This window comes from Formosimonas limnophila (assembly GCF_014652675.1).
Taxonomy (GTDB): Bacteria; Pseudomonadota; Gammaproteobacteria; order Burkholderiales; family Burkholderiaceae; genus Hydromonas; species Hydromonas limnophila.
Map to the genome: position 1 here is coordinate 1 of NZ_BMZG01000014.1, position 15671 is coordinate 15671.

At 48.2% G+C, this 15671-nt stretch carries 6 protein-coding genes and 1 pseudogene; 1 reads left to right on the forward strand and 6 read right to left on the reverse strand.

The annotated features are described in order from the left end of the window. Positions 1-194: 194 nt before the first annotated feature. Positions 195-7235 carry an OmpA family protein gene (locus tag IE082_RS10390; RefSeq protein WP_189493849.1) on the forward strand — a complete coding sequence of 2347 codons (7041 nt, stop codon included), beginning with the start codon at positions 195-197 and terminating at the stop codon, positions 7233-7235. Positions 7236-7655: 420 nt separating this feature from the next. Here IE082_RS10390 and IE082_RS11300 read toward each other — a convergent pair. The 6 genes and pseudogenes from IE082_RS11300 to glgC all read right to left on the reverse strand — a co-directional run bounded on the left by IE082_RS11300 (position 7656) and on the right by glgC (position 15614). Further along, a pseudogene (locus IE082_RS11300) lies at positions 7656-8011 on the reverse strand (IS66 family transposase). A gap of 31 nt (positions 8012-8042) precedes the next feature. Then, positions 8043-10025, reverse strand: coding sequence for a glycogen debranching protein GlgX (glgX, locus tag IE082_RS10405; RefSeq protein WP_189493852.1), 1983 nt, complete (start codon positions 10023-10025; stop codon positions 8043-8045). Between the two features lie 169 nt (positions 10026-10194). Next, complete coding sequence (gene nudK, locus IE082_RS10410; protein ID WP_189493853.1) at positions 10195-10788, reverse strand: GDP-mannose pyrophosphatase NudK; 594 nt, start codon at positions 10786-10788, stop codon at positions 10195-10197. Positions 10789-10927: 139 nt separating this feature from the next. Further along, positions 10928-12568 (reverse strand): alpha-D-glucose phosphate-specific phosphoglucomutase, encoded by a 1641-nt coding sequence (locus tag IE082_RS10415; protein ID WP_189493854.1) that lies wholly within the window; start codon positions 12566-12568, stop codon positions 10928-10930. Positions 12569-12655: 87 nt separating this feature from the next. Further along, positions 12656-14194, reverse strand: a complete 1539-nt coding sequence (glgA, locus tag IE082_RS10420; RefSeq protein ID WP_229809823.1) for a glycogen synthase GlgA — start codon at positions 14192-14194, stop codon at positions 12656-12658. Positions 14195-14348: 154 nt separating this feature from the next. Continuing rightward, positions 14349-15614 carry a glucose-1-phosphate adenylyltransferase gene (gene glgC, locus IE082_RS10425; protein ID WP_189493855.1) on the reverse strand — a complete coding sequence of 422 codons (1266 nt, stop codon included), beginning with the start codon at positions 15612-15614 and terminating at the stop codon, positions 14349-14351. Between the last annotated feature and the right edge of the window lie 57 nt (positions 15615-15671).

Below are 15671 nucleotides of genomic sequence, written 5' to 3' on the forward strand. Positions count from 1 at the left end.
TCAAAAATGATGGCATTAAGAGTGGTTTCTTAGTGTCGTTGGACAAAGATGTGAATAAGTACATGAAGGTAGGACTTGGTTATAACTTCACAGACTACAGCAGTGACTTGACTGATTTGGACTACGACCACAAAGGCTGGTTTATCAACATTTTAGGAAGGTTCTAAACCATGTTGAATGTCGGTAAAAAGAGAATGAGTGAGTTGTTTGACGTACGTGAGTGGATGAAAGTTGAAACGGTTATGAAAAAATTATTAACAAAAACTTGGTGGAAAGCAGGAGTTGCTGCTAAGTTGGCACTTGTTGCTGCTTTGGGGTTCTCTGCGGTTGGCGCAAACGCTGCTGTGAGCTCACTGGCTATGTCGGTTATTTCAGATGGTACTGCGCCATTTGATGCAACTAGCGGTGCTGGGCTTGATACCTCTGCAAGTAATGGTATTGTCCGGACGATGGATAAATTTACCTATACTGTCTCGTATGTCGCGTCTGACAATACGAGCGTGCCTATGGTGTTTACACTGCCAGTTGGTGCTATTTGGGATGCAACTGCGACGAGTGCAAGTGTTTGTAACGGCACTGGTGGCGGTACATTAAGCGTTGATCAGCGCACGTTGACATGTAATCGCAAACCTACACCTGGTGCAGAGTCGTTTAACTTGGTCGCTCAAGTGCTTAGTCTGGCAAACAACACTACTTTTAGTACGTCTTTCTCAGCGAGCGGTAACACGGTTAATTCTGCTAATTTGACTGTTTCTGCGACACCGAAAACAGAGATTCAGCTTCTTGGCTTAGGGCCTAATCGAGAAACAATCAATGGGGTTGATTCTTATTCAGGTCTGTTTTTGACTTATACGGGTGCGCCAGCAGTCAACAATCCTTTCAAAGGGTATGAGTCATTACAAGGCCCCTCTTTTTCATACACTATTGAGGTATCACCTAATACAAAATTGGAAACGTGTACCCCAGTCACAATTTCATCGAGCCTGACTGCTGGTACTCGCACGTGTACTCAAGCGGGTGGGCCAGGCACGCCGATCACTGTGACGGTGACTGGAGCCGATACGGATTATTTTGGTGTAACAAACGCGATTGACAGTTCTTTTTATATGAACACTCGCACCAATGTCAAGGTGTCTCGTCCTGTTACGGACTTCCCAAGTGGTGTAACGACTGAGATTACAGCGAAAATCTCTGGTTTTGATCCTGTCAGTGTATCTGGAGCCTCTAACTTTGGTTCTGGAACAGCCCCAGGACAAGATCCAACCTTTACGTGTCCAGTGGGAAGTACCACCAAGACATGTGGGCGATTAACAGCAACCGCAGTTGCGCAGCCACTAAATCCTCAGAACGCAGGTTTGGCCAATGTCGATATGTCGGCGGTTTATGGTGATAATACTCTGTTTGATAATAGCCCAACCGAATTGACCGAGGCAATTTTACCGGGTCAAAAAGTACTCATGATGGCTGGCTTGTTCAGTGGGCCGTCTAACTTAACAACCCATACCAACACCGCTCAGTGCATGGTGTGGGATAACACGGATGCCAAATTGAGCGGAAATGCGTTTATTGGAACAAGTGCTACATCTGCTGGTGCCTATCCTGCATTGAGTGCTTTGTCTCCTGTCGCAGGTGCTATTATTGAATACAGTAACCAAAGCTTTTCGGACGACGCAAGTCGCAAGGCATTTGACTGCGGTACTGCAGGCGATGGTGCGTCTGGATGGGTAACAAACCCTGCCTCGCTTAGTGGCGGTATGAGCAGTGCGACAGTGGTTCGTTTTTTGGCGCCCAATGGTCTTGCTGCCGCGAATCAGTATATTTACCACGTACCGGTTACAATGACGACCGACACCAGTGTAGCGAATCAAAGCACTACACGCTGGTTCACTCAGTATAAATCAGACCAAATGAGCTTGGTTAAGTCTACCTATAGCGGCACTGGGATCAGCAACCAAGGTGGTAATATGCACTTGATCAAAGGTTTATTGCGTCATACCATTACAGTTAGCGATGCTTCTGTTGCGCCCAACGAAACCTTCAATGCGGTGATTACGCCGACAACGATTGGCTCGCCCGTGGCTGGTGTCGATGGTGTTGTTCAAGATGCGAAAGTCACTTTGAACTTACCTAGTAACTGTGTTTTACCCGTCGAAAGTGCATTGCCGAGCAACGCGGTTTACACAGCGGGTAATTTCGGTCCAGACGGCATTCCTTGTACGGCAGATGATGTTTCGACTGGTAGTGTGGTGGTTTCGTTCGGTGATCTTGCCGCAGTTGGTGGTTCTGTAGTTAATCCATATGACGGACATCCAACAACCTATCCATCTGTTTCAATTGCATTAAAAACAACGGTAAATGCCCCAGTGGCCAACTCTACACTGAGCAGTGTGAGCAGCTCGCCGACAGATTTTACGGACCTTAATGGTGTGGGTACTGAAGATCGCGTAGAAACCGTCAATTATAGCGTCAGCGGTGTGGCAGCATTTAGTGTGACAAAGACAACTGTAGGTGTGACCAATGGTAAGGTTGGTCCTGCTGAGACCTTCTCATACAACATTGCTTTTGGTAACGGCGGTTCAACCAATACAGGTAAAGCATTCTTTGTTGATTTGTTGCCATTTGATGGTTATAACGGCACGACAAACTTAGGCACACCAGGATTTGTGGTCACAGGTTTGAGTGGCTCAATGGATTCTGCTGCCCAAGGCACAGTCAATATAGAGTACTCAACAGATCCTTCCGCAACTATTAAGACAGCTATTGAAACAGTTGGCAATGAAGGTGCTCAGACAGGTGTGAATTGGACTTCTTGGGTTACGGGAAATCCTTTGCCCGCTGGTATTACGGCTGTCAGATTTAGTACATCTGGCGATTTAAATTCAGGCTTCTCTGGTAAAGGCGTCATTCAGTTAAGAGCACCGTTTGTTAATTCGACAACAACCATTACAAATGATGTGTTTGGTAACACCTTACCATTTGGCGGTGATCCTGCTACGGTTAAGAATATCCGCTCGGCTTCGCCTGTCACTATTACAGGTTTGGACGCGGCCTCTTTGCGTGGTAAAGTCTTTATTGACACAAATGCTAATGGCACCAATGATGCTGGAGAGACTGGTTTGGCTGGTACGGTTGTGACGATTACTTGTACTGCTGGCGCATGTTTGGATGGCAATCAAGGATCAGTGTTTAGTATGCTTGTTGACCCTGCTTCTGGTGGTTATGGTTTTGAACCAGGTGCAGCAACCAACAATAAAATTTTCCCAAATAGTACCGCAACTGGCACAGCACTTGCTTCATTCCAAGGGGTGATTGCGGGTACTTGGACGATAACAGAAACGCCTTCTGGAACGCCGGCAACTACCATTTTTCAAGCCAATGTTGGTACTGTCAATGGTACTTCGAGCGGGACAGCTGCAGGTCGCTCAATTACTGGCGTGGTTATGCCAACGAATGCGATTGGTGTGAATTATGATTTTGCTGAACGCTTCTTAGACGGTACTATTGAAGTGACTAAGTCGTTGGCATTGCCATCTGGCATCACAGGGCCACTAAGCTTTACATTTACGGCCACCTGTGACTTGCCAGTTGCCAATACTCAAAAATCAGCAACTTTAAACAACTTTCCAACTAACACAACTGTCAGCATTACTGGCATTGCTGCAGGGGCGACATGTACTGTTGCTGAAACTTTGCCAGCGTCTCCTGATTCTAAATATTTTTGGGAAACGCCTTCTTTCACTGCGTTAAGTCCCACTACGATGCCAAATGGCGGTATACAATCGATCACTGCGACTAATAAGTTATCGCCTACAGTGACGATTGCCAAAACCGTTACATCGGCTCCAACAGTCGTCTCGGGCAAACCGACGCAGTTTGATACGACTTATCGCTTGACTGTTAGCAACACTGGAAATGCTGCCCAAAATTATGATTTGAAAGATACTTTTGGATTTGACAGTGATGTGACAATCGTAGGTAGCCCAACGATCGTTAAAAGCGCAAATGTATCAGGCACAGTTAATGGTGCGTTCAATGGCACGACTGCCAACAGCACGATTATTGCAGGCGAATCGATTGCGGCAGGTTCAACTGCGACGCCAACAACAGAAACCTACGATGTGACGGTGCGTATTAACGTTCCAGCAGGTTCTGGAACTGCAAACGATGTATGTTCAGGTACGACTTCTGGGCAAGGTTTGTTTAACACTGGTGTATTAAGTGTTTCTGGTGTTGTAGATCAGAGTGCAAATGCGTGTTCAAACACACCTGCTGTTGCTGGGGTAAATTTGGTTCTGCAAAAGACTTGGGTTAGTGCGGTACCTGGAGAAAGTGTAAATATACCTGCCACTACTGGATTCAGTGTGAATACTCCAGCATTTGATGCGGCAGCTACTGGTTCGAACAGCGTTTCTTCAAGCGCAGTAGTTGTTGCTGGCAATGAGGTTGGGACATTACCAACAGAGGTGTTTGCAGTACCTGCAAATGCTGTTAATTATGGTACGGGTCCATGGTCGTGTTCTGATGGTACAAATTCTGCCTTTACTGTTGCACAAGGAGCAAATTTAACTGTGCCGAGTGCCAGCGTAGGTAAAACTCTCACTTGTACTCTCACGAACACAAGTTTAGTTGACGGAGTATCTGTCACAAAAACTGTTGCTTCGGGTCCTACGCCTGTTCAGGGTTTGAGTGACCAATTTGACATGGTTTACCGAATCACTGTATCAAATACCAATGCTAATCCAACTGTTTATGGGTTGAGTGATGCATTTGGCTTTGAGTCTGATGTAACAGTTGTTGGTGCGCCGACCGTTACAAAAGGAAGTAATGTCTCAGGAACTGTTAATCCTGGATTTACAGGGCAAGGCTTAAATGTAAGCATTATCGGTAGCGAAAGTATTGATGCAGGATCGGTCTCTACGCCAACTACTGAGACTTATGATGTCAATGTACGTATTAAAGTTCAATTGAATGGCAGTAGTTCGAATAATACGTGTAACACGCAGCCAGCAAACGGTCTGTTTAACAGAGCAATATTGAGTATTGGTGGTACAGATAAAATTGCTGATGCCTGTCAAGAAACGCCGACGGTTCCGAGTGCACAGTTGAAGTTACAAGTGAAGTGGATTGGTGCAACCCCAGGAGAAGTCGTTAATGTTGCTGCTACTACAGGTTTAGATACTAATACCAATGCATTTAGCGCGCAAAGCACAGGTACGAACGATATTTCATCAAATGATGTTACGGTTTTGATTGGAGCATCAGCTGCTTTACCAACTCCAGTTTTCGCTGTTCCTAGCAATCAACTCAATTATGTGGGTTCAGCAAATTGGGTATGTTCAGATGGTCTTAATCCAGATGTTCAAGTTTCGTTTGGGGGTTCGTTTACTTTATCAAATATATATTCCGGTAAAAACGTTGTTTGTACTGTGACTTACTCGGGTGTGTTGCTTGATACAGTAAAAACTTCTCTGCCTGTTGCTGGTACAGCAGTCGCGCCAGCAGACACAATTAGTTACACTTTGAAAACAACGGTTTCTGGTAACCCAACGCAGAGAGATATTGTGTTGACCGATACACTGGGTACTGGCTTGACGGTTGCAGAAGTGCCAAGTAGTTGCTCTATTTCAGGTCAGAAAATTTCTTGTACTTTGGCATCTGGGGCGGCAGTAGGTGAGCACAGTTTTACCTACAAAGCAACAGTAACTGACGCTGCGAGTGTGAGTGTTTCGAATAGTGTTGTTTCTAGTTTTGGCACATGTTCTTCATGCTCGGTGACTCATCCGTTGTGGTCTGTAACTACCAATAAAACATCTGGTGCTACAGGAAAGTCAGGGGTGCGAATAGATGAGTCTATTAATTACACTCTTACATCTGTTATATCTGGGGGAGCTTCAACACGTGATATAGTTTTGACGGATATTTTAGGTAACGGCTTGACTTTGTCTTCTGTTCCTGCAGGGTGTACTTCTGCTGGCCAGATATTATCTTGTACGATTCCTTCTGGCTCTGCTGCTGGTAGCTATAGCTTTAATTACGTGGCAAAAGTGAACACACAAGCTCAAAGCACAGTTGTCAATACAGTGTCTCCTAGTTACGGAACTTGTGCTACTTGTACTGTTGAGTTGAAAGTTGTTAAAGATGTCGGTTTACTTATTACAAAATCAGCAAAAACGAAGACAGCAAAAATTGGTGATTTTGTCCGATACGAAGTGATTATAGAAAACCCTAGTGCATATGATGCAGATAACTTCAAGTTGATTGATCAGCCCGCACCAGGTTTAAGCTATGTTTCTGGTTCAGCTCAAATCAGTGGGGGACAAAGCTTTACTGTTACTGCTGAGTACCCATTGACAGTCTCAGGCTTGAAGTTGGCGTCTAAGTCGAAGATGACTTTGACTTACATGATGCGAGTTGGTGCAAGTGCAGGGCAAGGTAGTTTACAGAACTGTGCGCAAGCACGGGACGACTCTTCCGCCGTGACAAGTAACCGCTCATGTGCTTCAATTACACGCACGGCAGATCCTGATTTTGAGGACAGCCGAATACTCGGTACGGTCTTTGAAGACAGCAATGGGAATGGCATGCAGGATGACGGTGAACCAGGAATTCCTGGGGTTCGTCTGGCGACGGTAGAAGGCTTGTTAATCGAAACCGATGCATATGGCCGCTACCATATTGAAGGCATTAATCCAGGTCAGTGGGCGCGTGGCAGTAACTTCATTGTGAAGGTCGATGTGGCTACTGTCCCTGAGGGCGCTGTTTCTACAACGCAAAACCCACTGGTTAAACGTTTGACTCAAGGTTTGCCTGGCTTGTTTAACTTTGGTTTCCGTGTGCCGTTCAGTACGTATGAGCCAGGTAAGCCGTTATCTTATCCTGTGATGCTTTCAGCGGATGGTTTGTTTGAGTATGACCGCTTTGATTTGTTGGACGCAGGACGTAAGAAGCTGGCTGATTTGGCTAAGCATTTATTGGAAGACTCGAAGACACAAAAAGGGTTGAAAGTATCTGCTTACACTGATCGTTTGGGTTCGGCTGCCTATAATCAAAAGCTTTCACTTAAACGAGCTGAAACCATTAAAGCATTTTTAGTGAGTCAAGGCATTGATGAGAGCTTGATTACGATTGAGGGAATGGGCGCAGCCAAGCCTTTGGTGAATTGCCCAGGCAATAAGTCTGCGGCAACCATCGCGTGTTTGGCGCCTAACCGACGCTTTGAGGTGTCTTTGCCTTGATTGTAAATATGCCAGGTGTGATTTAACCGCATGCTTTGTAAGGGAACCTCTGTATGTTGAGGTTCCCTTCACTGTTTTTAGGTGTTTGGTTCCTATATGTTAAGTTCCACATTCTGCTGTACTGTTGTTTGTCACCAGAAATTGTCATAGGTGCCCATTCAAACCAATCAATCAATGGCTGATAATCTGATTGAATGCCGCCCCATTTTTTGACGAACTCATCCAAACTGATCGACATTGGTGAGTTACCTGGCATCCAAGACTTTGGTTCAATTTCGTTCGCTTTAGCGGTTGCGAGTAGTGATTGAATTGCGGCAGCGCGTTTGCCTGCTCGTTCGGAGCAGACGAAGAACCAGTTTTTCTTACCGATGGCGATGGGGCGAATGGCGTTTTCGATGGCGTATAGCTGGCCGATGCGTTCTAATGCTTCGAGTGCGGGGTGCTGCCGTTGGCGGCAAACACGTCATGAAATTTGCGACGGGCGTGTGTCCAGCAGCCGAGTTCAACCACTTCGTCATTGAACATGGCTTTGTAACCTAAGTAGTCGTCGACCGTGAGGTGTCCACGCCAATGGTTTAGAAATTGGCGTGCGTGTTTGCCCACACGGCTGGGCTGGTGGACAAATACGATGATGGTGGTGAGTTGCCTGCTGTTCGGTAAACCCAAATGTATGCGCTGTGCGTTTTACCGCTGCCGGGATCAAGCTGTCGTATTGTTGTTTCGTCGGCGTGTAAAGGCTGAACCGCTCTTGCGCGCTGCACAATAAGTAAATGCATCTTAACTTATCGCTAAGCTTCCTTTGATGCGTTACAAAACGCGCGATTGCAACACCAGAACACTGCGTTGAGCGGCAACCCTTGTTTCAGTGGTGGTTGCACTGCTCAAAATCGTGTGCCACGTTGTACCATCGTCCAGATGGGGCAGCGATATGGCAACATCATTGTGAGCTGCATTGAACCAAACCAACAAATCCCCCGTCGCTGCGCGCAGACGCATGCCCAACGTGAGGCTGTTGTTGTGCCAGTCGTGCTCATTCATCACTTGGCCGTCAGGACGCAGCCATGTCACATCATCGGGCGTTAAAAAACGCACGAGCGGCAATACGTCAGTCTCGGCACGCAGTTTGGCCAGCTGCGCTACAAAATCAATCAATTGATGGTCTTGGCTGACCCAATCTATCCACGTGCTGGCATTGTCCTGTGCATAAGCGTTGTTGTTACCGCCTTGGGTTTTACCCAGTTCATCGCCTGCGGTAATCATCACGGTGCCTTGCGATAAAAAAAGCGTGGCCAATAACGCACGCACATCGCGCCGACGATGCTCGATAATCTGCTCATCGTTGGTTTCTCCTTCTGTGCCGTTGTTCCAACTGATGTTGTCGTTGCTGCCATCGCGATTGTCCTCGCCATTGGCCCAGTTGTGTTTTTGGTTGTATGAGACCAAGTCACGTAAACAAAAACCATCATGCGCCGCAATGAAGTTGACGCTGGTCAGTGGCGCACGATACGACGGCGCAAACACGTCGGAAGAGCCTGCCACTCGAGTGGCGAGTTTAGACACCAATCCTGTACCTTGCCAGAAGCGACGCACATCGTCGCGGTATTGATCATTCCACTCCAACCACGGCGCGCCGAAGTGGCCGAATTGATAACCGTTGACACCAATGTCCCATGGCTCGGCAATCAACAAAACTTTATTGAGCACAGGGTCTTGGCGCATCGCCGCGAGCAATGGCGCATCAGTGTCAAAGTCTTTATCCATACGCCCTAACACAGGTGCCAAGTCAAAACGAAAACCCGCCACACCCGCGACCTGAACCCAATAGCGCAGACTGTCCATCACCAATTGCACCACACCGCTTTGTTTGCACGCCAGCGTGTTGCCGCAACCTGTGTCATTGATTAAATTAAATTCATCATCGTGCTGATAATAATATCGATTGTCCAAACCGCGCATCGACAGGCTCGGCCCGCCCACATCCGACTCGCCCGAATGATTGAACACCACATCCAAAATCGTTTGAATGCCATGTGTGCGCAGAACCGCCACCGTCTCACGCAACTCAGCCACACCACCAGGGCAAATCGACGGTTCAACTGCCATCATCGCAATCGGGTTATAACCCCACGCGTTGTACAACCCCAAGTGATGCAGGTGTCGCTCATTGACCCACGCGGTAATCGGCATCAACTCCAATGTATCAACCCCGATTTTTAGCAAATGCTCAATCACGCACGGCTCGCGTAAGGCCGCCACTGTGCCGCGTAAATGTTGCGGCACGTCAGGATGCAACATGGTCAATGCTTTGACCGAAGCCTCGTAAATCACCCGTGGCTCGCGTGCAATCACCGACAAATCGGCCATCGGCACGTCATGACGCAGAATTGACTTAGGCACCAGCACGCTCGTTTCCACCCCAAAATTTTGACAACACAACGCATCATCATAAACAAATGCATGGCTCAATTGAACCGCGTACGGGTCAACCAATAACTTCGCCTCGTCATAAAACAAGCCCTTAGCAGGCGCATAAACCCCACTCGCCCGCAAACCATAGCGCAAACCCTCATTAGGAATCAGCAAACCATCGACACGCCCATGATGCACCTGCCCTGTGCGCATCGGCAGCCGAACCCGTGCTACCTCAACATTGGCTGCGTCAAACACGCAGAAAAAAATCGCCTGCGCATTCGGCGCAAGCACAGCGATATTGATGGCAGACTGCTGCGCATCGACAAAACAAACGCCCAAGTGATGGGCGTTGCCGTTGGATATTTTTAAAGGGTTCATATGATTTTCCATTTATGGATTGAGTATCGCCTCGTTCATTCCATGTGTCGTTTCGGGTTGACCCGCAATCTCTTTAACTGGAGAAAGGCCCATCAAATATTTGAGCCGTAACTTGATTTATCAATCAGCCATTATCACTTGATTTAAATTTCATTGAATATCAATTCGATCATATTCTTAACAAATTATGAATAGATGCGTATTGCAACAGCATTATTGTTTTTCCGTCTTTGATTTCGCCCGTATTCATCATTTCCAAGGCTTGAGCAAATGGAATTTCTAAGACCTCGATATTTTCCTGTTCACTCGCATGTCCACCACCCTCACTGACCCGCATTCCATCGGTATACTCTGCAACAAAAAAGTGAATCATTTCCGTAACAGAACCTGGTGACATGTAAGCATCAAATATTTTACGCACCTGTTCGAGACGAAAACCCGTCTCCTCTTCAACCTCTCGCTTGATGGCGACTTCGGGGCTATCCTCATCCAACAATCCCGCACAGGATTCAATCAGCATGCCTGTTGGATTGCCATTAACGTAAGTCGGCAATCTGAATTGACGAATCAACACCACGGTTTGTTTGACTCGACTATACAACAATAGCGTTGCACCATTGCCACGGTCATACGCCTCTCGACTTTGGGTTTCCCATGTCCCATCTTTTTTCTGAAAATCAAATGTGACCTTATTCAAAGTGTACCAATCGTCAGATAGCACTTCTGTTTTAGTGATATTAACTCTTGAATTGTTCGTGCTCATAAAACACCTTAACTTAAATATATAAAAGCGATTCGTGAATTGCTTTTGTTAAAACACAGCCAATGAAATATTATAGGGTGATGCAAAAGCGGGTCTTTTGATAACTTTCGGCAATCAGCCCTACAAAATCCAATTGTCATCAGGTAATCACACTCGGCTCAACCCGCCCTGTGATGGCTTCAATTTTTGATACTTGGCGCGAGAGTTGAATCAATTCTGCTAACGCGGCTTGGGTTTCTAAACCATGCTGCGCGGCATTGCCTTCAAAGCGTTCGATATAAATACGGATGGTCGCACCTGCTGTACCAGTGCCCGAGAGGCGATAGACAATGCGTGAGCCGTTGTTAAACACAATTCGCAGGCCTTGGTTGTTCGACACGCTGCCGTCAATCGGGTCGTGGTAGCTGAAGTCATCGGCTGCAGCGACGGTGAAGCTGCCGAGTTGTGTGCCTACGAGCGTGGGCAGTTGCGCTTTGATGTGGTTCATCACGTCGTTCGCAGCAGTGGTGTCAACTTCCTCATAGTCATGGCGCGTGTAGTAGTTTTGGCCATACGTCGCCCAGTGTTCTTTCATGATGGTTTGCACACTTTTGCCTGTTTTGGCGAGGATGGAGAGCCAAAGCAGAACCGCCCAAATGCCATCTTTTTCGCGGATGTGGTTCGAGCCTGTGCCTGCTGATTCTTCGCCGCACAGGGTGATTTTCCCTGCGTCTAATAAATTGCCAAAGAATTTCCAGCCTGTGGGTGTCTCATAACAAGGGATGCCGAGTTTATCGGCGACTCTATCGACCGCGCCACTGGTCGGCATTGAGCGTGCCACGCCTGCGAGACCGCTCGCGTAGGCGGGCGCTGCGGTAGCGTTGGCGGCGAGTACGGCGAGTGAGTCTGATGGCGGGACGAATTGGTGGCGACCAATGATGAGATTGCGATCGCCATCGCCGTCAGATGCGGCACCGAAATTTGGTGCGTTGTCTGACATGAGTAAATCGTAGAGTTCTTTTGCGTGAACAAGATTGGGGTCGGGGTGATGGCCATTGAAATTGGGCGACGGCGTGCCGTTCATCACTGTACCTGCTGCTGCGCCGAGCGCGCGCTCAAAAATCGCGTGCGCATACGGCCCTGTGACTGCGCCCATGGCATCAAATTTCATGGTGAAACCCGATTGAAATAAACCACGCAGCGCGTTGAAATCAAACAACTGCTCCATCAACTCTTGATAGTCCGCCACCGAGTCGATGACTTCAACCACCATGCCCGCAATATCGTAAACACCTTGGCGCGTTACATCGACATCAGCCTCATCAACCATTTCGTAACTCGTGATGACACGTGTGTGTTCATAAATAGCATCGGTGATTTTTTCAGGTGCAGGCCCGCCGTTCTCACCGTTGAACTTAATCCCAAAATCGCCATCGACGCCGCCCGAGTTGTGCGACGCGGATAAAATAATGCCGCCAAAGGCTTGATATTTCCGAATAACAGCCGATGCCGCAGGCGTTGACAAGATGCCATTTTGACCGACAAGTACACGCGCAAAACCAGCGGCAGATGCCATTTTTAAGACAATTTGTACTGCTTCAAGATTGTAGTATCGGCCATCGCCGCCGAGCACGAGCGTTTTGCCTACAAAGCCATCCGCAGGTTTGACCGCCGCAAAAATCGAGGCGACAAAATTCGCCAAATAATGCGGCTGCTGGAAAACCGTGACTTTTTTGCGCAAGCCGCTCGTACCAGGTTTTTGGCCATCAAATGGTTGGGTTGAGATGGTTTGAATGTTCATGAGTCCCTCATCATTAGAATGATTGTGAAAAGCGAATGTGTTTTATGGCTACTTCTGATAGCGCACGACCAACCGTTCATACTGAAACTAACGCAACAACCCCGTATACAGTTGCACATATTTAGCTGCTGAGCGTCGCCACGCAACATCCGAGTGCATGCCGGCTTGCTGCATACCGCGCCAGACGTCGTGCTGATGATACAGTTTGATGGTTCGGTCAACCGCTGCTTGAAATCCTGCGGGTGTGATTTGGTGGAAGTTCACACCCGTCGCTGCACGCGCTGTGATGGCCGCATCGTTTGCATCAATCACCGTGTCAGCCAATCCGCCGACCTGCGAGACGACAGGCACACAGCCATAGCGCAAACCATACAGCTGTGTCAAACCGCATGGCTCGAAACGTGATGGCACGAGAATCGCGTCTGAGCCGCCTTGCAGCAAATGTGACACACCCTCATCATAGCCAATGCGCACAGCCACTTGTGTTGGGTGATGCGAGACGGCAGCGTACAAAGCAGCTTCAAGCCCGCGATCTCCTGTGCCGAGCACCACCAACCGCGCACCCATACCAACCATTGCATCAATAGAGTCAATGATTAAATCAATGCCTTTTTGCCATGTCAAGCGTGACACGAGGCAAAATAACGGTGTGTCTGCTTGCGGCAAACCAAACTGTGTTTCAATCGCACGTTTGTTCATCAAGCGTTTTTCAATACTTGTCGCATCAAACGAGCTGGCGAGTAGCGCGTCGGACGCTGGATTCCAAATATTAATATCAATGCCATTGATAATGCCGCTCACCGCATTGCCACGCTTGCGCAGTAAACCATCCAGCCCCATGCCTCCCTCGGCACTACAGATCTCGCGCGCATAGGTCGGGCTGACCGTGGTAATCGCGTCGGCGAAATTAATACCAGCCTTGAGATACCCCACCGCGTTGTAATACTCCACACCTTCCATCGAGTAGGCATGGTTCGGCAAATTTAATCGCGCAAAGACGTGCGCAGGGAACTGCCCCTGAAATGCAAGATTATGAATCGTCAATACTGTCTTTGGCTGATGACGCCCTTCACCGAGATAGTGCAAATAGGCAGGTGTTAATGCCGCTTGCCAGTCATGCACATGTACAATATCGGGTTTAAACCCTTCAATCGCGCCCCAGCCGATCATTGCCGCCGCCATTGATAGTGCGGCGTAACGCTCTGGGTTGTCCTGCCAATCATTGCCTGATGCATCCGAGTACGGATTGCCAGCACGCTCAAACAAATGTGGTGCATCAAGGATGAACAGCGACAAGCCATTGACCTGTCCGCTGAGGATTTTGGCATTGCCGCCGAAAAACGCAGGTAAGTCGAGTACGGGTATTGTATTTGCCACCGTAGATTTCACGGCAGGATAAGCGGGCAAAAAGGTAGTCACAGAGACGTTTTGCTCTGCGAGTGCTTCGGGCAATGCCCCAACCACATCAGCCAGCCCACCAGTTTTGATGAATGGGTACATTTCGGAAGCGACCGACAGTACTGAGATTTTGCCCCGTACAGTACTGACTGACTTAGTCAACTCCACCAGAGGTGTCGCCACAGCGGTCGTACTGATGGTATCCGTGGTTTTTTTATTTTTGGTCATGGTTGATTTGTTAAACAATGGGCCGATACAATCAGCCTGTCAATTAAAATGGAGTAATGGTGGGTTTCCTGCCCTGACTTGAATATAGCAGACGGATATGTGCTGCAAACAAGCATTCAAATGGTGGGTAACGCCCACCAAATAACATAATGTCTTATGCTTTCAGAGCGTCAATCATTGGTTGTGTGATTAAGCAAATGCCTTTATCCGTTCGGCGAAAGCGTGCGGCATCTAACTCTGGGTCTTGCCCAACGACCAAGCCTTCAGGAATAATGACCCCACGGTCAACCACCACATTGGTGAGATGCGCATGACGGCCAATGTGGACTTTCGGCAAAATCACGCCGCCTTCGACGTGGCTATAGGAGTGTGCTACCACGCCTGTGAATAACAAAGATTTGCGCAAGCTTGCACCTGAAATAATGCAACCGCCAGAAACCAATGAGCTAATCGCCATGCCGCGCCGCTCGTCTTCGTCATGAATGAATTTAGCGGGCGGTGTGAGTTCGGAGTGCGTCCAAATCGGCCATTCGTGGTCATATAAGTCGAGTTTGGGAACAATGTCCGTCAAATCGATATTGGCATCCCAATACGCATCGACCGTACCGACATCGCGCCAATATGCTTCGACTTCGTGATCAGAGCGCACGCACGATTGTGAGAACCGATGCGCAACGGCTTTGCCGTGCTCAACAATGTATGGCACGATGTCTTTACCAAAGTCGTTCGATGAATTCGGGTTGTTCGCGTCTTCACACAACAGTTGAAATAAATAACCGGTGTTGAATACATAAATACCCATTGAGGCGAGTGCCACATCGGGTGAGCCTGGTACACATGGTGGATCGGCAGGTTTTTCGACAAAGTTGATAATTGTGTCGTGCTCATCGACATGCATCACACCAAAGCCCACTGCCTCCATGCGTGGCACTTCGAGGCAACCGAGCGTGACATCTGCGCCCGAATCGACGTGCTGACGCAGCATGATTTCGTAATCCATTTTATAAATATGGTCGCCCGCGAGCACCACGATGTATTTGGGCGCATAGCCGTTGATGATGTCGATGTTTTGATAAACCGCGTCTGCCGTGCCTTTGTACCACGAGTCTTCCGAAATCATTTGACTGGCGGGCAAAATATCAAAGCTTTCATTGCGCTCGGGATGCAGAAAGTTCCAGCCGCGCGTGAGGTGGCGAATCAGACTGTGCGATTTATACTGCGTCGCCACGGCGATGCGGCGAATGCCCGAGTTGAGCGCATTGGACAGCGCAAAGTCGATGATGCGCGTCTTACCGCCAAAAAACACCGCAGGTTTGGCGCGGCGATCCGTCATCTCCATCAGCCGAGAACCACGCCCACCTGCGAGCACATAAGCCATCGCGTCCTTGGCGAGGCGTTGATGTGAATGATTTGATTGCATTTTTGTCTCCTATTATCCAAACATTTTTATCATAAAACTTTGCTTGCCTTCTGCGAT